Here is a 20,993-nt window from a genome sequence, read left to right on the forward strand (position 1 = left end):
GGCGTCACGCTAGGCCCGCCACCGCACCCCATAGACCCGTTCGCACGGGAACTCCCCTGATAGGTGCCTTCGGGATCAGCTGTACGAAGGGACCGCGTCGTCCGCGAAGTCGTCGGCCGGGTCGTCCTTGACCAGCAGGCCCGCTATCCACAGCGGCATCAGCCAGTGCAGGACGAAGACACCCGCGAGCAGCGGGGCGACGTACGCCCTGCTCAGCTGCCCGTCGGTCAGCCAGGCCGCCAGCCAGAGCCCGAGGGCCGCCCCGCCGACCAGCGCGCCAGTCATCTTGTGGGCGGCGGAACGGGCCTGCTCGCGCTCGGCGAGCTGCCGCTCGTCCAGGGCGCGGGCGCGCAGCTCGAAGAGGCCGCCGGTGGCGCTGTTGAGGATGCCGGTGACAATGCACCAGGGCAGCAGGATCGCGGGCATGACGAGCACGGTCCAGGGGGCTTCCTGCCGGAACAGCCAGACCGCGAGGACGACGGCCGTACCGGTCAGGGCCACGTGGGCCGCGACGGCGGTCCGGCGCCGGGCGGCAGTCGCGTGCAGCGGGTACAGCCTGGGGTTGTTCATCAGGGACCGCATGCGCCGGTCGTACCCGGTCATCGTGTTGCTCGCGTTCATGACTGTGCCTTCCTCCCGTAGACCTCTTGCGTGAGCGAGCCGAACGGCTCCAGCGAGAACAGCGCCTCCACCGGCAGTTCGAAGAACGCCGCGACCTTCAGGGCCAGGTCGAGGCTGGGGTTGTACTGCCCGCGCTCGATGTAGCCGATGGTCTGGTAGTGGACGCCGACCGCTTCGGCGAGGGCCTGGCGCGAGACCTTCCGCTCGGCCCGCACGACGGCCATTCTGTTGTGCACCTGCTCGCTCATGTATAAGAAGTACTACATTCGGGAGCAGGTGCACAACTGGTTCGGGCAGGCAATGCGGGTACGCAAAAGCCCCCGGCAGCCAAGCTGCCGGGGGCTTTCGGGGGGTTCTGCTTAGATCAGGCCGAGCTCGCGCACCGCGTCGCGCTCTTCCTTGAGCTCCTGCACCGACGCGTCGATCCGCGTGCGGGAGAAGTCGTTGATCTCCAGGCCCTGGACGATCTCGTACTTGCCGTCCTTGCAGGTGACGGGGAAGGACGAGATGAGGCCCTCGGGGACGCCGTAGGAGCCGTCCGACGGGATGCCCATCGAGGTCCAGTCGCCGGCGGCCGTGCCGTTGACCCACGTGTACACGTGGTCGATGGCGGCGTTGGCGGCCGAGGCGGCCGAGGAAGCGCCACGGGCCTCGATGATCGCCGCGCCGCGCTTGGCGACGGTCGGGATGAAGGTGTCGGCCAGCCACTTCTCGTCGCCCACGACCTCGGCGGCGTTCTTGCCCGCGACCTCGGCGTGGAAGATGTCCGGGTACTGGGTGGCCGAGTGGTTGCCCCAGATCGTGAGCTTGCGGAGCTCCGAGACCGGGGTGCCGGTCTTCTTCGAGAGCTGCGAGAGCGCGCGGTTGTGGTCCAGGCGGGTCATCGCGGTGAAGCGCTCCGCCGGAACGTCCGGGGCGGCGGCCTGCGCGATGAGCGCGTTGGTGTTGGCCGGGTTGCCGACGACGAGGACCTTGATGTCGTCCGCGGCGTTGTCGTTGATGGCCTTGCCCTGCGGCTTGAAGATGCCGCCGTTGGCCGAGAGCAGGTCGCCGCGCTCCATGCCCTTGGTGCGCGGGCGGGCGCCGACGAGGAGGGCGACGTTGGCGCCGTCGAAGCCGACGTTCGGGTCGTCCGTGATCTCGATGCCCTGGAGCAGCGGGAAGGCGCAGTCGTCGAGCTCCATGGCGGTGCCCTCAGCGGCCTTCAGGCCCTGCGGGATCTCCAGGAGACGCAGCTTGACCGGCACGTCCTGGCCGAGCAGGTGACCGGAGGCGATGCGGAAGAGCAGCGCGTAGCCGATCTGTCCGGCCGCGCCGGTGACGGTGACATTCACGGGAGTGCGGGTCATGGCGATCTCCGTAAGACAAGCGAAGTGGCGGGGGTCCCTGCCCCTTGTGTGCGGGATATCTCGATGTGGAGAGATGTCCGGCGCCAGGCTATCGCGCCGCGGGCGGGCCGTACCCCCGGGTCCGTGTGGGACGGCGCACACCCCGCTGTCGTACGGGAAGCAAGACGTGAGGAAGAGGGAACACCGACGGCCGCCCGCGCGAGGGGGGGAGCGCGGACGGCCGTCTCGGGTGCGTCACCCGTGGGGGGTGACGTCCGCCTGCCCTGATCGCAGGAGGACATGCACCCCGGTTCCAAGATTTTTCCCAGCGACGGCTACTCGGCCGTCGTGCAGCCCTTCTTGCCGCCCTTCAGCGTCGCGCACGCGCGCGCCTCGTCGGCCGTGGCCGCCTCGACCATGGCGGTGTACGCGTCGGTGGCCGCCGCTCCGACCACGCCGTTGCGGCCGGCTGCCGAGGTGTCGGAGGAGACCGTCACCTTGTCGCCGCCGCCGGCGCCGGTGATCCGGGCCCAGGCCGCCCCGCAGGTCTTGCTGTAGCGGACCTCGATGCGGGCGGTGCCGACCGTGCCGCGCGCGGACGTGACGGCGTACTCGCCGCCGCAGCCCATCTGCTCGGGGTCCTTGCCGTCGCAGGCCTTGCCGTTGCACTTCACGCCCGCGGGCAGCTTCGGCGTCTTCGTCTTGGACTCGGAGGTCGCCGGGGGGTTGCCCGCGGTCGGCTTCTTGTCCTTCTCGTCGTCGCCGCCGGTCAGCAGCACCGCGGCCACGATGACCAGCAGCGCGCCGACGACGCCCGCCAGGAACATCGTCAGCTTGCGGCGCTGGCGCTGGCGGTCCGGCGCCGAGTTCGGCGGCGGCGGGGAGCCGGGACGCGAGGAGCCGGAGCGCGAGGAGCTGTTGTAGCCCGGCGGACGGCCGTAGTCGTCGGGCAGGGCGGCACGGGCCGCCGAGGCGGACGACGCGGAGGGCTTGGCGGAAGCGGACGGGGCCGCCTGGCTGTTGTAGCTCTGGCCCTGGCTGAAGCCGCGCTCGAAGTCGCTCGCGTAACCGCGCTCGGGCTCCGGGCGGCCCGGGGCCGGACGGCTCGGCGCGGTGCGCGCGGCACCCGAGGAGCTCTGGCCGGGACGCTCCGAGGAGCCCTGGCCGGAGCGGGCCGACGGGCCCGAACCGGTGCGCGCCGTCAGCTCGCTCGGGATCTTCAGGTTCGTCGTCATGTCGAACGCGTCGGTGTTGGGACGCGCGGCACGGCGCTGCTGACCGGTGTCGGTCAGCGCCGAGTCCGCAGGGCGGGGCTTCGGCTGCCCCGGCGGGGTCGAGGTGGTGCCCGCCTTGCGCGACTTGGCGTTCTGGGCGACGGGCGCACCGAACTCGCCCAGGGCGGCACGCGCCTGGGAGATCCGGATGGCCTCCATCGTCATGTCGTGGCGCATCTCGGAACGGCTCCAGGCACGCTCCGCGAGCTCCCACATGGTGGTGAGGTGCATGGGATTGGTCCCGGTCACCTCGGAGAGCGCGAGGACCGCGCCCTTGGGTGCGAGCAGCCGTCCATTGAGATAGCGGTCCCAGGACGTCTTGCTGTACCCGGTGCGGTCCGCGACCGCGGCCACGCTCAGACCGCTGCGGTCGACGAGTCGACGCAGCTGGTTCGCGAACTCCCTGACCTGCGGGTCGAGTCCCTCCGGCAGCGCTTTCCAACGAGGCATAGCTTCCCCCTTGTCCCCCCGTACGTTCCTGATGTGCCCCGCGCTCTTGTTCCAGCCCCCTGCTCTTGCCCCTTCGATCCTGGCGTACCCAGAGGGATGCGCAGAGCCAGGATGTCAGTTCCTGGGGCGGGAGCGCACGGGAGCAAATCGGAACTCCGGACGCACCCCATTGCGCGCTCCCGTTCCGATCGCCCGTACCAGTGTCCCACCGATGCTGTGTGCGGATTGCCCGAGCCCTGGCCTTCCCGCACGGCGGTCCACTATGTCCAGACAAGTCCGTTCTTCAACTGTCTTGCGACACCTTCCCCCGAAACAAGATCATTTCGGTGATCCATCTCGGAACACCGGATCCCAAGACGCCGCCCAACATCGGAATGGTTCCCTCCAGTTGTGCATGTCGATCTTTCTCCGGTCAGCTCGTGAAGCACTCCGGCGCGCCTCCCGCCACGGGCTCCAGACAGGCGCGCACCCCGGACGGATCACGGGGCGCGAGCATCGGCGTGACCACCCAATCTGTGGCATCCCCCACATCGACGGCCTCCGCCCGCATGGCCTTTGGGGGTTTTTCGTCCCTTTCGTCCCGCGCTTCGGTCTCGTCCGCCAACGCCGGATAGAGCGCCACCCTGTCCCCCACCTTCAGGAACGACGCCCGCACCCACACCGACCTGCACACGCTGCTGTACCGGATCTCCAGCCGCTGCCCGCCCTTCGCCGTCCGGTCCACCAGCGAACTCGCCGCCCCCGACTGCCCGCACCCCATCCCCTTGGGCGTGCGCCCCACGCACTGCGCGCCCAAACACCCCGCCTCCACGGCGACCGCCCGGCTCGGCCGCGGCGACGCCCCCGCGCCCGGCCCGCCGCCCGCCCCGAGCGCGGCGATCCCGACGACCGCCACCGCCGCCCCGGCCAGCGCCCCGCCCGCCAGCAGGGCGTACGGCAGCCACTTCTTCCTCACGGGTACGGGTTCGGGCTCGCGCCCCAGCTCGTACACCGGCTCCTCCGGTACCGAAGCGGCCTCCGCCGACCGGCCGCTCCAGGAGGCGTCCGCCAGCTCCCACAGGGCCAGCAGCCGGGCGCTCGGCTCGCCCGCGACCGTGCACAGGGCCTCCACCGCCTGCCTCGGGACCGGCTTCTTGCCGTTGAGATAACGCTCCCAGGAGGACTTGCTGTACGGGGTCCGCGTCGCCAGCGCCGCCAGGCTCAGCCCCGTACCGACCCTCAACTCCCGCAATTCCGCCGCCAGATGGGCACGGTCCCCGCCCGGAACCGGTGCCGCTTCTTCACCCCTCATCGGCGCAGCTCCCGCCAGGTGTTCTCGCCGACCAGACCGTCCGGCACCAGCCCGCGCTCGCGCTGGAAGGCGCGGGCGGCGTCCTTGGCGGCCGGGCCGTACAGTCCGTCGACCGCGCCCGCGTCGAAGCCGTGCGCCGTCAGCAGGCACTGCGCCTCGACGACGTCCCACCCCCGGGTGTTGGGCATCAGCAGGCTCTCCCGGGTGACGCTGTGCCCGGCGTACCGGCCGCCGTCCTTGCGGGCGTCCGCGCAGGAGTACGTCCTGCCCTCCTCGTACTTATACGTGTCCTCGCCCCCGGTGACCGACGCGACCGCGTACCCGCTTCCGAAGGCCGCGAGCAGCGCACAGCCGGCGGCGACCAGCAGGAGGGGGCGGCGCGGGCGGGGCGGCGAAGGCTCGGCCTCGTCCGGGTGCTGCCGCGCGCCTTCGTCCGCCAGGGCGCTCCCCCGGTCGCGGGCGGCGACGTCGTACAGGACGAGCAGGCGGGTGGGGTCGGCGCCGCAGACCCGGGCCAGCTCCTCGACGGCCTCGCGCGGCGGCGGGGTGCGGCCGTTGAGGTAGCGCTCCCAGGAGGAGCGGCTGCTGCCGGTCTTGGTCTCCAGGGCGGCCAGGCTCAGACCGCTGTGATCCTTCAGTCTCCGCAGCTGGACGACCAGTTGACGATCGCGTTCGCCCAGCCCGGACGGCAGTGTCTTCCAACGCGACATGCTTCACCCCGTACGCGTGTGCACTCTTCCGGGGCACGCCCCGGACCCCCGACCCGGGGAGTCCTGCCCCCGGCAGTCCTTCCTCATGATGCGAAGGACCCGCGCCCGGGTTCCCCGCCCCGGGCGCCCCGCGACGGCTTCCGGCCAACTTCCGGCACTCCGTACGCGTCCCACGCATCCCCGCCGCGCCTCGTGGGACGGGGCGAACCCCCAGGCAGGACCGTGGGACGTCCCACGTCCTCCCGTACGGGCGCGGGCCTCTGGCGGCGACCGAAAACGGCGGCGCACAGTCGTTCCCGTACCCCGCCCCGAACCGGAGCGGGCCGTACGACAACGGGGAGGAACACCACATGCACGCACCCAAGCGCGCCGTCGCACTCGCCACCGCCGCACTGACCCTCGGCGGACTCTTCGCCGCCGGGGCGACTCCGGCCGCCGCGGCGCCCGCGAAGGCCGCCGTGAAGGCACCGGCGGCCGTGAGCGCCGTGAGCGCCGCCGACGTGCAGGCCCAGGCCCGCCGCTGCGCCTGGCCGCGCGTCTGCTTCTACCGGGGCAACACCTACAAGGCCGCCTACAAGGACCTGGGCTACCAGCGCCTCGGCTCGCGCGCCCGCTCCTCGAACGTCATCGTCAACTCCCGCTACGACGACGGCGCCCGTATCTACCTGATGCGCCACAACGGCACCGGCAAGCACTGGGAGTGCGCGAAGCCGCGCCGCGTGTACAGCCTGCGGCCCGGCTGGAAGCCGTACGCCATCGACATCCGCAACAGCCCCAGCTGTCGCTGATCCCGCACACGACGGTGGCCCGTTCTCCCCACGGGGGGAGGGAACGGGCCACCGGTCTGTCCTGCGTCCTGGTGTGCGTCAGCCGCGCACTCAGCCGCGCACCGTGAAGCGCACCGCTTCCTCCAGGATCGGCACCTTCAGCCACGGCTCGGGCTGCGTCATCATCGCCAGCAGCATGATCACCACGCCCAGCAGCCCGTACGTCACGATGTCCGTGAACCGGGAGCGGACCGCCAGCATGCCCACGCTCGGCAGCACCCACCGGAACACCGCCCCGGTGACCAGGGCCACCCCGATCAGCACCGTCCCCAGCCGGAAGCCGATGCCGAACGCGTCGACGGCCACCAGCAGCAGCCCGAGCCCGGTCATTCCCAGCACTGTGATCAGCGGCCACTGCCGCACCGGCGCCGGGGCGTCCCCGTCGGCGGCCCGGCCGCCGCCCTCGGGGCGGGCGGTGTCCCGGGTGAAGAGGGGGAAGCGCCGGGTGGTGCGCACCGGGCGGCCCTCGGGACCCGGCGCACTGACGACGCCCTTCGCCTCGGGCTCGCCCTCAGGCTGCGCGATCCTGCCGTCCGGCTCGCTCCGGTCGTCCGCCTGCCCGCCCATGGCTTCGCTCCCTCTTCGTCCCGTACGGTTCCGGCTCAGCCCGCGTCGACACCGGCTGCGCGCTCGGCCGCCTCAACGACGTTGACCAGCAGCTGGGCACGGGTCATCGGGCCGACGCCACCCGGGTTGGGGGCGACCCAGCCGGCGACCTCGGCGACACCGGGGTGCACATCGCCGACGATCTTGCCGTTCTCGTCGCGGCTGACGCCGACGTCCAGGACGGCCGCGCCCGGCTTGACGTCCTCGGGCTTGATCAGGTGCGGCACACCGGCGGCGGCCACGATGATGTCGGCCTGACGCAGGTGGTGGGAGAGGTCACGGGTGCCGGTGTGGCACTGGGTGACCGTGGCGTTCTCCGACTTGCGGGTCAGGACCAGCGGCATCGGGCGGCCGATGGTGATGCCCCGGCCGACGACGACCACGTGTGCGCCCTTGATCTCGACGTTGTGGTGACGCAGCAGCTGCACGATGCCGTACGGGGTGCAGGGCAGCGGGCCCGTCTCGCCGATCACGAGGCGGCCCAGGCTCATCGGGTGCAGGCCGTCGGCGTCCTTGGCCGGATCCATCAGCTCCAGGACCCGGTTGGTGTCGATGCCCTTGGGGAGCGGGAGTTGGACGATGTAGCCGGTGCAGGCGGGGTCCTCGTTGAGTTCCCGTACGACGGCCTCGATCTCCTCCTGGGTGGCGGTCTCGGGCAGTTCGCGCTGGATGGAGGCGATGCCGACCTGCGCGCAGTCGCGGTGCTTGCCCGCGACGTACCACTTGGAACCCGGGTCGTCGCCGACCAGCAGGGTGCCGAGCCCGGGAGTGATTCCCCGGCTCTTCAGGGCCGCCACGCGGCCGGTGAGTTCGGACTTGATCGCGGCTGCGGTGGCCTTGCCGTCGAGAATCTGGGCGGTCATGTGCCCATCCTCCCGGATGTGGGGAGGAGGTTCCAATCAGGGTCCGGCCCGCTGCGGGCGCACATTGTCACCGGCTGGAACCAAACGTTGCACTTGCACAACACCTCCCTCTATCGGCTGGACAAAAACAAGTCGCTAATACGACGATGTGGCGCGCAGTTCGCGGTAGCGCAGGGGGGCAAACCGCTCGTTCCAGACACGTTCCTCCGCTCGGACCGCACCGTCCCCAGCTCGAATTTCGGAGGAATCGCACGTGAGCTTCGGCGACCCCAACAACCCGTACGGCCAGCCCCAGGGCCAGCCGCAGCAGCCCCCGCAGCAGCCCGGCTACGGCTACCCCCAGCAGCCCCAGGGCCAGCCCGGTTACGGCTACCCGCAGCAGGCCCCGCAGGGCGTCCCGCCGCAGCAGGGCTACGGCTACCCGCCCCAGCAGCCGGGCGGCACCCTCCAGGCCAACAACGGCTACATCAACGTCGCGGGCCTGGGCACCGTCGAACTGGCCACGATGGGGCGGCGCCTGGGCGCGCGCCTGCTGGACGGCGTGGCGTACGGCATCCTCTACGCGGTCGCCTCGGTGATCGGCCTCGCGGGTCTGGTCGGCGCCTCGGAGTCGGTCCGGGACTGCTCCGGCATCGACCCGATGAGCCCGGACTACTCGCAGTGCGTCAACGAGGCCGGTGCAGCCGCCGGCGGCATCATCGCGGGCTTCTTCGCCGCCCTCGCGCTGCTCGCGCTCCTCGCGCTGCTCTACGAGTGGCTGATGGTCTCCATCTGGGGCGCGACGCTCGGCAAGATGGTCCTCGGCGTCAAGGTCGTCAAGGAGAACACCGGTCAGGCCCCCGGCCTGGGTGCGGGCTTCATCCGCTACATCATCCCGATGGTCGGCTCGCTCTTCTGCGGCCTCGGCACGCTGCTGGTCTACCTCTCCCCCTTCTTCGACAACTCGGGCAAGCTCCAGGGCTGGCACGACCGTGCCGGCGGCACGATCGTCATCAAGAAGTAACCAGGTCGAAGGCGCAACCGCCTTCACCGCCTTGCGAAGGCCGCCAATTCCCCACTCTTTCCGGGGAATTGGCGGCCTTCCGCCTTACCGGGACCGAATTCGCTCCCTACCCTGGCGGGGATTTGCCAGGGAGGGGTGCACAGGATGTACAGCATCATCGTGGTTCCCGCGCAATGTGCGGGCCCCGAGGAGCAATTCCGGCTCGCGCCGGGGGAAAGTCTGCGGTTCGGCCGTACACCTCCCGACGACCCCGCGCTCCCCCACCTCACCCTCGCCCACGACGGAATCTCCCGGTCCGCCGGGAAGATCCGGGCCAGCGGCGCGTTCTGGACGCTGAGCAACCTGGGCTCGCGGCACACGTACGTGGTGGAGAACCCGGAGGGGGCGGGCGAGCACCTCAAGGTCGCCCCGGGGCGGCTGGACGCGCCGGTGCCCTTCGAGTTCTCCCGGGTGGTGCTGCCCGCCGCCGGGGAGCTGCTCGACTTCGAGGTGTGGGCGCCGCGCCACGACTACGTGACGGCGGATCCCTCGCTGCCGGGTGCGCGCACCGCGCCCGCCTTCGCCCTGGACCGGTCGAAGCGGTACTTCGCGGTGCTGGCCGCGCTCTGCGAGCCCCGGCTGCGCGGCGAGCCGCACGCCCCGCTGCCGACCGTCGACCAGGTGGTGGACCGGCTGCGCCCGCACTGGCCGGCCGCCTCCCGCACCTCCGTGCAGTGGAACATCGACTACCTCGCGGTGAAACTCCGGCTGAAGGCCCCGCCCGAGTCCGCCGACTGCGGGCCCCGGCTCAACGGCAAGAAGGAGTCGCTGGTCTCGCTCGCGCTGCGCTTCGATCTCGTACGGGAGACGGACCTCGCCCTGCTGGACACCGAGTTGAGCACCCGGGGCCCCGCCCGATGACCTTCGCCGTCACCGTCCCGCCCGGTTACCGGATCGGCTCCTGGCAGGTGCGCGAGCCGCTCGCCGCCGGGGCCTTCGGGAGTGTGTACGCGGCGGTCCGGGTGTCCGGCACGTCGGGGGACCTTCCCCCGGAGGCCGCCCTGAAGTTCCTGCCCACCGGCACCCGCACCCCCCGCCAGCTGCACCACCTGCGGGAACTCGCCCAGCGCGAGCTGACGATGCACCGCAAGCTGTCGCGGCCCCGGCTGATCCGGATGTACGAGGCGCTGACCGTCGACGACCCGGACCTCCCGGAGCTGGACGGCGCGACCGTCCTGGTGCTGGAACGGGCGGAGGGATCGCTCGACGCACTCCTCGCCCGCGAGCCCGTGCCCGCCGCCGGGCCCGCGCTGCTGGCCCAGGTCTGCGAGGGCATGCACCAACTGCACCACGCGGGCTGGGTGCACGGCGACCTCAAGCCCGGCAACGTCCTGCTGATGGCGGACGGCACGGTCCGCCTCGGCGACTTCAACCTGGCCGCCGAGATGGACGGCACCCACGCCTACGCCCCCGCCTTCGCCACCCCCGACTACACCCCGCCGGAACTCCTCTGGTCGGAGATCAGCGACAACGGGCGGCAGGTCAGACCGAGCACGGACGTCTGGGCGTTCGGGGTACTGGCCCACCAGGTGCTGACCGGGAAGCCCCCGCTGCCGGGCGGCGGAGGCAGCGGCGGCGGCCCCGCCGCCCGCTCGGAGGCCCTGCTCGCCTATGCGCGCGGGGAGACGGAACTGGGACTCGACCCGCAACTCCCGCCCGGCTGGCGGGAGATCATCACCGACTGCCTGGCCCGTACGCACGAGGAACGCGCCGCCTTCGGCGCCGCCGCACTGCTGCGCCGTATCGAAGCGGTGACCGGCTCCGCACCCGCCCCCAGGCTGCCCCGGCTGCGCCCCCGCTCGCGGCGGGCGGTGCGCGCGATGTGGGCGGCCGGGGTCGCGGCGGCGCTGGTGGGGGCGTCGCTGGGGTTCGTGGCGACGCGGGAGGAGCCGGTGTCGGACGCCGAGTACGGGGCTGCCGAGCTGCGTACGGACAAGGGCGTGCCCGTGGCGTACCGGAGGCTGATCGTCGACGCGGCGCACCAGTGCGGCGAACAGGCCGTCACGCCCGCGCAGATCGCGGCGATCCTCAAGGTGGAGAGCGACTTCGACGCGGACCTGTGGGACCCGGCCAACGACGAGTTCGGGATCGCCCGGTGGAGCCCCCGGGTGGTGCGGTACTGGCTGCGCAGCGACGAGCGGCCCGCGACCGGGAACCCGAAGCCGCCGTTCCCGCCGGAGCAGTCGATTCCGGCGCTGGGGCGGTACCTGTGCGCGATCACCCCGGAGCTGTGGCCGAACCTGAACGTCTCGACCTCGGTCGCGGGAGCCGTCGCACACCGTTCCTCCGCCTCCCGGGTCAACGAGTGGGGCGGAGCGCCGGCGAAACTCCGCCCCCATGCGGACAAGGTCGCGCACTGGCTCAAGGAGTACACGGCGCAGACGACCGGGGCACCCTGAGGGTTCTGAGGTACCGGGTGGGGCGCGGTGACGGGATGGTTCTGGTGTGCCGCCGGAGCGGCGGCACGGAACACCACACCTCACAGGGGGACAGCATGCGCAGCACGCGAAGGACTCTCGCCGCTCTCGGTGCCACGGTCGCGGGGGCCGCGGTACTGGTGGCTCCCGGGATCGCCCAGGCCGACGCTCCGGCGTCGTCGCAGACCGCTCAGGTCAAGATCCAGGGGAAGTACTACTTCAACACCTGGCGGAACGCGGTGAGCGAGGAGTACCCGAACCTCTCCCAGCCGATGGGCAACCTGTGGGCCGGGAACAACTACTTCTACTGCCAGGTCAAGGGCCAGGCCGTCTACGACGGGGCGAACAACCACAACGACTGGTGGGCCAAGACGGACGACGACAACGGCAACCGGAACGTCTGGGTGAGCGCCACCGCGTTCAGCAAGGGCGGACCGTGGGAGCCGATCCCGGGTCTGCCGAAGTGCTGACCCTCACCACCCGTACGTGACGGAAGCCGTGCTCCTCGGGGGAGGGCACGGCTTCCGTCATTCCCGTACGTACCGCTGTGTATCAGTGGAAGAAGTGGCGCGTGCCCGTGAAGTACATGGTCACGCCCGCCTTCTTCGCGGCCTCCACGACCAGCTCGTCACGGACCGAACCGCCCGGCTGGACCACGGCCTTGACGCCCGCGTTCAGCAGGATCTCCAGGCCGTCGGGGAAGGGGAAGAACGCGTCCGAGGCCGCGTACGAGCCCTTCGCCCGCTCCTCGCCCGCCCGCTCGACGGCGAGCTTCGCGGAGTCGACGCGGTTGACCTGGCCCATGCCGACGCCGACGGACGCGCCGTCCTTGGCGAGCAGGATGGCGTTGGACTTCACCGCGCGGGAGGCCTCCCAGGCGAAGGAGAGTTCCTTCAGCTCGTCCTCGGAAAGGGCCTCGCCGGTGGCCAGCGTCCAGTTCTTCGGGTCGTCGCCTTCGGCCTGGAGGCGGTCGGTGACCTGGAGGAGGGCGCCGCCGTCGATCGGCTTGACCTCGACCTTCGCGGAGGGCGCGCCCTCGCAGCGCAGGACGCGGATGTTCTTCTTGCGGGCGAGGACCTCGACGGCCCCGTCCTCGTACGCCGGGGCGACGATGACCTCGGTGAAGATCTCCGCGACCTGCTCGGCCATCGCGACGGTCACCGGGCGGTTGACGGCGATCACGCCGCCGAACGCGGAGAGCGGGTCGCAGGCGTGGGCCTTGCGGTGGGCCTCGGCGACGTCGTCACCGATGGCGATGCCGCACGGGTTGGCGTGCTTGATGATCGCGACGCAGGGCTCGGCGTGGTCGTACGCGGCACGGCGCGCGGCGTCCGTGTCGGTGAAGTTGTTGTACGACATCTCCTTGCCGTGCAGCTGCTCCGCCTCGGCGAGGCCGCCGGTGCCGTCGACGTAGCGGGCGGCGCCCTGGTGGGGGTTCTCGCCGTACCGCAGGACGTTCTTGCGGGTGTAGGTCTGGCCGATGAAGTCGGGGAAGCCGGAGTCGTCCGCTGCGGCGTAGTCGTCGGCGAACCAGGCCGCCACTGCCACGTCGTACGCGGCGGTGTGCTGGAAGGCCTCGGCCGCCAGGCGCTTGCGGGCGGTCAGGTCGAAGCCGCCGTCCTTGGCCGCCGCGAGGACGTCCGCGTAGCGCTCGGGGCTGGTGACGACGGCCACCGACGGGTGGTTCTTGGCGGCGGCGCGGACCATGGAGGGGCCGCCGATGTCGATCTGCTCGACGCACTCGTCGGGGCTCGCGCCCGAGGCGACGGTCTGCGTGAACGGGTAGAGGTTCACGACGACGAGGTCGAAGGGCTCGACGCCCAGCTCGGCGAGCTGGTTGCGGTGGTCCTCCAGGCGCAGGTCCGCCAGGATGCCCGCGTGCACGCGCGGGTGCAGGGTCTTGACCCGGCCGTCCAGGCACTCGGGGAAGCCGGTCAGCTCCTCGACCTTCGTGACGGGAACGCCCGCGGCGGCGATCTTCGCGGCGGTGGAGCCGGTCGACACCAGCTCGACACCGGCCTCGTGCAGGCCCTGGGCCAGCTCCTCCAGACCGGTCTTGTCGTAGACGCTGACAAGCGCCCGCTTGATGGGCTTCTTGTTGATGGGGGTGGAGTTGGCCGGGTTAGCGGAGTTCACCGACATGAACCTTTCGTCCCTCTATGCGGTAGCCGTTGCGGGCGAGACGCCCCACGACCTCGACGAGCAGCAGGCGCTCGACTTCCTTGATCCGCTCGTGCAGAGCGGCTTCGTCGTCTTCGTCCCGGACCTCGACCACGCCCTGGGCGATGATCGGGCCGGTGTCGACGCCGTCGTCGACGAAGTGGACGGTGCACCCGGTGACCTTCGCGCCGTACGCGAGAGCGTCGCGGACGCCGTGCGCACCGGGAAAACTGGGCAGCAGGGCGGGGTGCGTGTTGACCACCCGCCCGCCGAACCGGGCGAGGAACTCCTTGCCCACGATCTTCATGAACCCGGCCGAGACGACCAGGTCGGGCTCGTACGCGGCGGTCGCGGCGGCCAGCGCCGCGTCCCACTCCGCGCGCGTCCCGTGGTCCTTGACCCGGCACACGAAGGTCGGGATGCCCGCCCCCGTCGCGCGCTCCAGGCCGACGATGCCGTCCCGGTCCGCGCCGACCGCGACGATCTCCGCCCCGTAGTTCGGGACCGCCTCGATGACGTCGAGCAGGGCTTGGAGGTTCGTACCGGAACCGGAGACCAGGACCACCAGCCGGGCGGGGCGTCCGGAAGGGTGCGGGAGGTGAGGTGCGGAGGGAGGCGGGGAGGCCACGGCGGGTCTCTTTCTCGCGGCGCGTGCGGTGCTCGTGCGGTTTTTCGGGATCCGGCTCGCCTTTGTGGGGTCGTACGAAGGAATCGCAGCCCGATATACGGGGAACCCTACGAAGGCGCCGAACGTCAGCAACGATACCGGCACACCGGCCCGCCCCCACGGGACGGGTGCACCGGCGCCAGGTAGCGTCAGGGCAGGGTCTCCGCAGGACGGAGCACCACACGACACACGACCTTCCGCACCGCGGGGCACAACGCTCCGGGCGCCGACGGAAGGTCCGAGGGGAAGACGTTCACCAGATGACGGACCGACGCCGCGACGCGGCCCCGAGCCGCCACCCGTTCCCGCTGCCGCAGTCCTCGGCCGGTGAGGGGCTCCCGCGGGGGCTCCTGCTGCGGGAACGCAAGGGCGGCGAAGCCTCCCCCTCGGCCCCGTCCTCACCCCCGGACGACAATCCGTTCGCGCCGCCGCCGGAGGGGACGCCGGACCAGCCGTGGCGGCCGCGCAAGCCGTCGGGCTCGTCGGGTCCCTCTGGCTCTTCTGGTTCCTCCGATTCCTCCGAAGGGTCGGGCTCGGGCGGCTTGGGCGGCCAGTGGAGCAACCGTCAGCCGGGCCGCGGCGACGGCGGCTTCGGCGGCCCCTCCTCGCCCGGGCGCGGGCAGAACGGTCCGGAGGGCCAGGAGGGCGGCCCGGGTTCCGGGCTGCGCTGGGACCCGACGGACCCGGCCCAGCGACGGGCGCGGTACGCGCTGCTCGCGGGCATGTGGGCGTTCTTCTTCGCGGTGTTCACGCAGCGGGAGATCGCGCTGCTGCTGGGCGCGCTGGCCCTGTACTGGGGCATCAGCTCGCTGCGCAACCGCACCAAGGCCGACCCCGCCACGAGTACGCGCCCGCAGACGACGGCGGCGATCAGCGGCCTGGTGACGGCGGGGCTCGCGCTGGCGATCGTGGCGGCGACGTTCACCGCGCAGCTGGTGTACCGGGACTACTACACGTGCGTGGCGGACTCCCTGACGAAGTCGGCCCAGGTCTCCTGCAACGAGGAACTGCCGAAGTCACTGGTGCCGATGCTCGGCGTGAAGGAGTAGTTCCCCGATTTCCCCGCGGCCCCGCAGGGTTTAGGGAAGGGGCGGGGAGGGGCCATCACCCGCCGAAGGCGGGAACCCCTCCTCCTCCCGCACCTCGGCCATGAGCCCCCCGGACCCCTCCCGCAACGCCGCCCACCGCACTTCCCGCGCACCGCTGTCGTGCCAGGAACCCTGCTCGGGCGGAGCGGGCGGAGGCAGCGGGGGCGGAGGCGGAGGCACAGGAAGAGGCGCTTCCGGTACGGGAGTTGCCTGTACGGAAGGCACCTCCGCCGGAGCCGCCCGTCCCCGCCCCGCCGGGGCCGGAACCCTCCGCCACCCCTTCCTCTCCCGCACCCGCCACGCCCTGACCCCCAAAGCCACCGGCACCCCCACCAGCACCACCCACCCCAGCGCCCCCAGCCCTGCCGCCCACCCCACCGGCCCGAACACCGCCAGCCGTTCGACGCCGAGCGGCCCGCCCGACGCCGCCGCGAGCACCGCCGTCAGCGCCCCGCACCCCACTCCCGCGAGGGCCACAGCCCCGGCCGTCCGCCGCCGCCCCCAGGCCTCTTCCCGTACGGCATAGGCGGGCGCCGCCACCCGTACGACCATCCACGCCACCACCGCCGCAGCGGCCAACGGCACACCTGCCGAAGCCCAGTTGACGGCCGTCCCGCGCCCCTCGGCGGGCAGCGCCGCCAGCAGCGGGAAGGGCGGGACCGTGCCCGTGCCCACCGCCGCCAGGGGCCCGACCGTCGTGCCCGCGCCGACCTCGAAGCCCACCCCGATCCCGAAACTCGCACCCCACAGCGCCGCGTTCGGGACCAGCGCGAGCGCCAGCAGCAGCACCCCGAAGCGCCCCGACCACTCCCCGGCGAGCCCCACGAACGACGCCTGGGCCAGGTCCGCGTGCCACCCCAGTGAGATCCCGACCACGAGCGCCCCGCCGCCCACGAGCACCGCAGTCCCCGCGGCGGCCGCGCGTACCGCCACCGCGAGCCGGGGGCGCGCGAGGCCGTGCCGCACGCCCGCCGGAACCCAGTGCGGCAGCGGCCCGTGCGGCCGCCCGAACGCGGTCCACACCCCGGCAGCGGCGGCGGCCCCCACCGTGAGCGGCAGCCACAGCGCCGCGCTCCCGGCCGTCGCGGGCAGCGGGCCGCCGGCCGCGTACACCGCCGCCAACGTCCCGACCAGCAGGTATCCGAGCGTCACGCCCGCGAAGGACTCCCAGCCGGAGGCGGCGGGGGTCTGCACCGCCGCGTCCTCCTCGGCCTCCTCGCAGGCGTCCCGCGCGGTGCGGTGGGCCAGCCACAGGGGCAGGACGGAACACAGCAGCGGGGTGAGCCCGACGGGCGCGGCGACACCGCCGAGCGTGTCCGTACGTACGAGGTCCGCGCCGTGCGCGAGCAGCCAGAGGCCGGCCGCGACGTGCAGCGCGGCCCCGGCCCCCGCGTCCGGGTACGGCGAGCTGATCCACAGCACCATGGCCAGCACCGCGAACGCCCCGAGGCCCAGCCCGGCGGCGAGCGCCCCCCGCACCACGCACGCGACCCAGGCGGCACGCCGGTCGCCCGACTCGCCCGGCCCGGGGTGCGGCTCCTGGTGCTCCGGGTGCTCCTGTTGCTCCTCGTGCAGGGCCTGCGGCAGCGGCTGCTCGGTCACTGGATTCGGGTTCACGCGGCCATGCTGCCCACGACACGCGCCATCTTCGCGTAACGGGCGAATGGCCGACGTGTCGCCCAATATACGTTTATGTACTTTTTCGCTCGCCGTGCCGTCGTTACGGGAACTCCGGGGAGGGTGGTCCGCCGATGACCAGGAACACCGGGACCGCCCCGGCGACCCCCGCGGTCGAGCTGCCGTCCCCGAAGGAACGCCGCAGACTGCGCGAGGCGAAGGCGCTGTCACAGGCGCAGGTGGCGGAGATCGTGGGCGTCACCCGCGAAACGGTCCGCTCCTGGGAGCTCGGCCGCACCTCCCCCCGCGGCCGCAAACGCGACCTCTACGCCCGCCTCCTCGCCACCATCACCACCGAACTCACCACCACCGGCCAGGCCACCCCGGTCCGGACCCCCAACCCCCCGGCCGAGTCGACTCCCCCGGCCACACCCACAACCCCGGCAGCAGCCCCCAGCCCCGCTCCCGGCAGCCCCCTTGGGCGGCGGAACGCCCCCGCTCCCGGTAGCCCCCTTGGGCGGCGGGGCCGCCCCCCGGGGGCGGAACGGGCGGGCAAGGGGGCGGCCCCCGGCGGAGCCGAACCCCCCGCCCCGGCCCCGCCCGGCACCGCCCCGGCCCACCCCGACGCCGCCACCGCGTCCCGCACCGCGCCGGCCCAGCCCCCCACTGCCACCGCGTCCCGCACCGCCAAGCCCGACACTTCCCAGAAGCGTCTCCGTCCTCGTACCACCAAACCCACCAAGGCCCCGGCCGAAGCCAACACGGCAACCGAAGCCGAAGCCGGGACCGGGACCGGCGCCGAGTCCCCCCTCACCCCCACCGAAGCCTTCGACCACCTCTACTCCCGCACCGCCCCCTCCCTCCTCCGCCAGGCCTACCTCCTCACCGGCCGCCACCGCCTCTCCCACGAGTCCGTCGAGCGTGCCTTCCACCTCGCCTGGCAGCGCTGGCCCGAGGTCGCCACCGACGGCGACCCGGCCGGCTGGGTCCGCGCGGCGGCGTACGAGTACGCGATGTCCCCCTGGCACCGCCTCCGCCCGTCCCACCGACACATCGACCCCCCTCAGCCCCAGAAGACAGCAGCCGAAACACCAGACCCTCAGGACCTCCAGGACCCCCAGGCGCCCCTGCTCGAAGCTCTCCTCCAGCTCCCGCCCCCCTACCGCCGCACCCTCGTCCTCTACGACGGCCTCGGCCTGGATCTCCCCGAGACCGCCGCCGAGACCGAGGCGACCACCCCGGCCGCCGCCCACCGCCTGGAGCACGCCCGCACGGTCGTCGCCCAGAAGCTCCCGGAACTGGCCGAGCCCCGGACCCCCGCCGAGCAGTCCGCCCTGATGCAGGAACGTCTCAGCACCCTGGCCGCGGCCCAGCCGGTGGACGCCCTGCCGACGGGCGACGCGGTCCGCACCCGCAGCGAGCGCAAGACCCGTTTCTGGACTCGGGCGGCCATCGCGTTCACCACGCTGATCATCGGCGCGACGAGCTTCACGCTGGCCACGGCCCCCACCCGGTACGAGCCCCCGATCCCGCCGGGCGAACGGGTCGGCGGCGTCCCCGCGCGCAGCGGCCCGCAGCGCCTGGACGCGCACGACAAGCAGCTCCGCGCCAAACTCCGCGCCGAACCGGAGAACGGCCCCCAGCGTCTGGTCCCGCAGGGCCGCTGAGCCGCCCCGCCCCGCCCCGCCCCGCCCCCGGGCAACGCGAAAGGCCCGCACCCCCGTCGAGGGGTGCGGGCCTTTCGCGTGTCAGAAGCCGGAATCAGCCCGCGAGGATCGCGCGCGCCAGCTTCGCCGTCTCGGTCGGCGTCTTGCCGACCTTGACGCCGGCGGCCTCGAGGGCCTCCTTCTTCGCCTGGGCGGTGCCCGAGGAGCCGGAGACGATGGCGCCGGCGTGGCCCATGGTCTTGCCCTCGGGGGCCGTGAAGCCCGCGACGTAGCCGACGACCGGCTTGGTCACGTTCTTCGCGATGTAGTCGGCCGCACGCTCCTCGGCGTCGCCGCCGATCTCGCCGATCATGACGATGAGCTCGGTCTCCGGGTCCGCCTCGAACGCCGCGAGGGCGTCGATGTGCGTGGTGCCGATGACCGGGTCGCCACCGATGCCGACGGCGGAGGTGAAGCCGATGTCACGGAGCTCGTACATCATCTGGTACGTCAGCGTGCCGGACTTCGAGACCAGGCCGATCTTGCCCGGCTTGGTGATGTCGCCCGGGATGATGCCGGCGTTCGACTGGCCCGGGGTGATGAGACCGGGGCAGTTCGGGCCGATGATGCGGGTCTTGTTGCCCTTGGCCGTCGCGTACGCCCAGAAGGCGGCCGAGTCGTGGACCGCGATGCCCTCGGTGATGACGACGGCGAGGGGGATCTCCGCGTCGATCGCCTCGACGACGGCGGCCTTGGCGAACGCCGGCGGCACGAAGAGGACGGACACGTCCGCGCCGGTCTTCTCCATGGCCTCGGCGACGGAGCCGAAGACGGGGACCTCGGTGCCGTCGAAGTCGACGGTCGTGCCGGCCTTGCGCGGGTTCACGCCGCCGACGATGTTGGTGCCGTCGGCCAGCATGAGCTTGGTGTGCTTCATGCCCGTGGCACCGGTCATGCCCTGGACGATGACCTTGCTGTCCTTGGTGAGGAAGATAGCCATGGTGTTTGGAGTCCCTCTTCCTTACTTCGCAGCTGTGGCGAGCTCGGCGGCCTTGTCGGCCGCACCGTCCATGGTGTCCACGCGCTGGACCAGCGGGTGGTTGGCGTCCGAGAGGATCTTGCGACCCAGCTCGGCGTTGTTGCCGTCGAGACGGACAACGAGGGGCTTGGTGACTTCCTCGCCCTTGCTCTTCAGCAGCTCCAGGGCCTGGACGATGCCGTTGGCGACCTCGTCGCAGGCGGTGATGCCACCGAAGACGTTGACGAACACGGACTTGACGTCCGGGTCGCCGAGGATGATCTCCAGGCCGTTCGCCATGACCTCGGCGGAGGCGCCGCCACCGATGTCGAGGAAGTTGGCGGGCTTCACGTTGCCGTGGTTCTCACCGGCGTACGCGACGACGTCCAGGGTGCTCATCACGAGACCCGCGCCGTTGCCGATGATGCCGACCTCACCGTCGAGCTTGACGTAGTTGAGGTTCTTGGCCTTGGCGGCGGCCTCGAGGGGGTTGGCCGCGGCCTTGTCCTCGAGCGCCTCGTGGTCGGGCTGACGGAAGTCGGCGTTCTCGTCGAGCGAGACCTTGCCGTCCAGCGCCAGGATGCGCCCGTCCTTGGTCTTGACCAGCGGGTTCACCTCGACGAGGAGCGCGTCCTCGGCGACGAAGGTGTCCCACAGGGTGACCAGGGCCTCGGCGACGCCCTCGGCCACGTCGGCCGGGAACTTCGCCAGCGCGACGATCTCGCGGGCCTTCTCGATGTCGACGCCGTCCACGGCGTTGACCGGGACCTTCGCGAGGGCCTCGGGGGTCTTCTCCGCGACCTCCTCGATGTCCATACCGCCCTGCACCGAGGCCATGGCCAGGAAGGTGCGGTTGGTGCGGTCGAGGAGGTACGAGACGTAGTACTCGGCCTCGATCTCGGGGGACAGCTCGGCGATCATCACCTTGTGGACCGTGTGGCCCTTGATGTCCATGCCGAGGATGTCGGTGGCGCGGGCCACCGCCTCGTCGGCGTCGGCGGCGAGCTTGACGCCGCCGGCCTTGCCGCGGCCGCCGACCTTCACCTGCGCCTTGACGACCGACTTGCCGCCCAGTCGCTCGGTGGCTTCGCGCGCCGCCTCAGGCGTGTCGATGACTTCACCGGCCAGCACCGGTACACCGTGCTTGGCGAAGAGGTCCCTCGCCTGGTACTCGAACAGGTCCACGCGCGTCCGTCCCTTTTCTGAAGATCGCGGGTTCTGGTGATCGCGTTGCGTTCAATGCGATGGGCGTGCCGCGAAGGCAACGTGACGGCGCTGTCACAGGGGAGGCGTACACGGTGTCCGGTACGCGGCATGTCCGTCTCGCAGGTTATCCCCGAGGGACCTTCGGCCCTAAATCGCAGGTCA

At 72.0% G+C, this 20,993-nt stretch carries 20 protein-coding genes; 7 read left to right on the forward strand and 13 right to left on the reverse strand.

Annotation, left to right across the window (positions count from 1 at the left end; translation table 11 throughout):
• Positions 1-75: 75 nt before the first annotated feature.
• From IE269_RS02540 to IE269_RS02565, 6 genes are all read right to left on the reverse strand, one after another.
• Positions 76-621, reverse strand: coding sequence for a hypothetical protein (locus IE269_RS02540; RefSeq protein WP_229897415.1), 546 nt, complete (start codon positions 619-621; stop codon positions 76-78).
• Positions 618-869, reverse strand: coding sequence for a helix-turn-helix transcriptional regulator (locus IE269_RS02545; protein ID WP_189820998.1), 252 nt, complete (start codon positions 867-869; stop codon positions 618-620). The genes IE269_RS02540 and IE269_RS02545 overlap by 4 nt, the downstream gene beginning before the upstream one ends.
• A gap of 111 nt (positions 870-980) precedes the next feature.
• Complete coding sequence (locus tag IE269_RS02550) at positions 981-1,970, reverse strand: malate dehydrogenase (RefSeq protein ID WP_189820999.1); 990 nt, start codon at positions 1,968-1,970, stop codon at positions 981-983.
• A gap of 314 nt (positions 1,971-2,284) precedes the next feature.
• The gene (locus tag IE269_RS02555; RefSeq protein WP_189821000.1) at positions 2,285-3,673 is read right to left on the reverse strand and encodes a helix-turn-helix domain-containing protein; all 1,389 of its coding nucleotides are present in this window, start codon (positions 3,671-3,673) and stop codon (positions 2,285-2,287) included.
• A 412-nt stretch (positions 3,674-4,085) separates the two neighbouring features.
• Complete coding sequence (locus tag IE269_RS02560) at positions 4,086-4,964, reverse strand: helix-turn-helix domain-containing protein (protein WP_189821001.1); 879 nt, start codon at positions 4,962-4,964, stop codon at positions 4,086-4,088.
• The gene (locus tag IE269_RS02565) at positions 4,961-5,674 is read right to left on the reverse strand and encodes a helix-turn-helix domain-containing protein (protein WP_189821002.1); all 714 of its coding nucleotides are present in this window, start codon (positions 5,672-5,674) and stop codon (positions 4,961-4,963) included. The genes IE269_RS02560 and IE269_RS02565 overlap by 4 nt, the downstream gene beginning before the upstream one ends.
• 350 nt (positions 5,675-6,024) lie before the next feature.
• Here IE269_RS02565 and IE269_RS02570 point away from each other — a divergent pair, with 350 nt between their 5' ends.
• Positions 6,025-6,462 carry a hypothetical protein gene (locus tag IE269_RS02570; RefSeq protein ID WP_189821003.1) on the forward strand — a complete coding sequence of 146 codons (438 nt, stop codon included), beginning with the start codon at positions 6,025-6,027 and terminating at the stop codon, positions 6,460-6,462.
• Positions 6,463-6,552: 90 nt separating this feature from the next.
• On the opposite strand, the gene IE269_RS02575 is transcribed toward IE269_RS02570, so the two are convergent.
• Both IE269_RS02575 and IE269_RS02580 read right to left on the reverse strand, forming a co-directional pair.
• Positions 6,553-7,068: a DUF3017 domain-containing protein gene (locus tag IE269_RS02575; RefSeq protein ID WP_189821004.1), complete on the reverse strand. Its 516-nt coding sequence runs from the start codon at positions 7,066-7,068 to the stop codon at positions 6,553-6,555.
• Positions 7,069-7,103: 35 nt separating this feature from the next.
• Positions 7,104-7,970, reverse strand: coding sequence for a bifunctional methylenetetrahydrofolate dehydrogenase/methenyltetrahydrofolate cyclohydrolase (locus IE269_RS02580; protein ID WP_189821005.1), 867 nt, complete (start codon positions 7,968-7,970; stop codon positions 7,104-7,106).
• 253 nt (positions 7,971-8,223) lie between these two features.
• Between IE269_RS02580 and IE269_RS02585 the strand changes: the two genes are divergently transcribed.
• From IE269_RS02585 to IE269_RS02600, 4 genes are all read left to right on the forward strand, one after another.
• On the forward strand, positions 8,224-8,973 hold the full coding sequence (locus tag IE269_RS02585; RefSeq protein WP_189821006.1) for an RDD family protein: 750 nt from the start codon (positions 8,224-8,226) through the stop codon (positions 8,971-8,973).
• Positions 8,974-9,117: 144 nt separating this feature from the next.
• Positions 9,118-9,873, forward strand: coding sequence for an FHA domain-containing protein (locus IE269_RS02590; protein WP_189821007.1), 756 nt, complete (start codon positions 9,118-9,120; stop codon positions 9,871-9,873).
• Positions 9,870-11,411, forward strand: coding sequence for a serine/threonine protein kinase (locus tag IE269_RS02595; RefSeq protein WP_189821008.1), 1,542 nt, complete (start codon positions 9,870-9,872; stop codon positions 11,409-11,411). The genes IE269_RS02590 and IE269_RS02595 overlap by 4 nt, the downstream gene beginning before the upstream one ends.
• A gap of 95 nt (positions 11,412-11,506) precedes the next feature.
• Positions 11,507-11,899: a hypothetical protein gene (locus IE269_RS02600; protein ID WP_189821009.1), complete on the forward strand. Its 393-nt coding sequence runs from the start codon at positions 11,507-11,509 to the stop codon at positions 11,897-11,899.
• 82 nt (positions 11,900-11,981) lie between these two features.
• Here IE269_RS02600 and purH read toward each other — a convergent pair whose 3' ends face one another.
• Positions 11,982-13,571, reverse strand: coding sequence for a bifunctional phosphoribosylaminoimidazolecarboxamide formyltransferase/IMP cyclohydrolase (gene purH / locus IE269_RS02605; RefSeq protein WP_189821010.1), 1,590 nt, complete (start codon positions 13,569-13,571; stop codon positions 11,982-11,984).
• A complete protein-coding gene (purN, locus tag IE269_RS02610) occupies positions 13,552-14,217 on the reverse strand; it encodes a phosphoribosylglycinamide formyltransferase (protein ID WP_189821011.1) in 666 nt (221 codons plus the stop codon). Before purN ends, purH begins: the two co-directional genes overlap by 20 nt.
• 299 nt (positions 14,218-14,516) lie before the next feature.
• On the opposite strand from purN, the gene IE269_RS02615 reads away from it, so the two are divergent.
• The gene (locus IE269_RS02615) at positions 14,517-15,305 is read left to right on the forward strand and encodes a hypothetical protein (RefSeq protein ID WP_189821012.1); all 789 of its coding nucleotides are present in this window, start codon (positions 14,517-14,519) and stop codon (positions 15,303-15,305) included.
• Between the two features lie 30 nt (positions 15,306-15,335).
• Here the strand turns inward: IE269_RS02615 and IE269_RS02620 are convergent, their stop codons facing one another.
• Positions 15,336-16,961: a cell division protein PerM gene (locus tag IE269_RS02620; RefSeq protein WP_189821013.1), complete on the reverse strand. Its 1,626-nt coding sequence runs from the start codon at positions 16,959-16,961 to the stop codon at positions 15,336-15,338.
• Positions 16,962-17,095: 134 nt separating this feature from the next.
• Here IE269_RS02620 and IE269_RS02625 point away from each other — a divergent pair, with 134 nt between their 5' ends.
• Entirely contained in the window at positions 17,096-18,628 is a 1,533-nt protein-coding gene (locus IE269_RS02625; RefSeq protein WP_189821014.1) for a helix-turn-helix domain-containing protein, read from the forward strand.
• Between the two features lie 94 nt (positions 18,629-18,722).
• On the opposite strand, the gene sucD is transcribed toward IE269_RS02625, so the two are convergent.
• Positions 18,723-19,607 carry a succinate--CoA ligase subunit alpha gene (gene sucD / locus IE269_RS02630; RefSeq protein ID WP_189821015.1) on the reverse strand — a complete coding sequence of 295 codons (885 nt, stop codon included), beginning with the start codon at positions 19,605-19,607 and terminating at the stop codon, positions 18,723-18,725.
• A gap of 21 nt (positions 19,608-19,628) precedes the next feature.
• Positions 19,629-20,810 carry an ADP-forming succinate--CoA ligase subunit beta gene (gene sucC, locus IE269_RS02635; protein WP_189821016.1) on the reverse strand — a complete coding sequence of 394 codons (1,182 nt, stop codon included), beginning with the start codon at positions 20,808-20,810 and terminating at the stop codon, positions 19,629-19,631.
• Positions 20,811-20,993: the final 183 nt, after the last annotated feature.

It is taken from the genome of Streptomyces spiroverticillatus (assembly GCA_014650415.1).
Classification (GTDB): Bacteria; Actinomycetota; Actinomycetes; order Streptomycetales; family Streptomycetaceae; genus Streptomyces; species Streptomyces spiroverticillatus.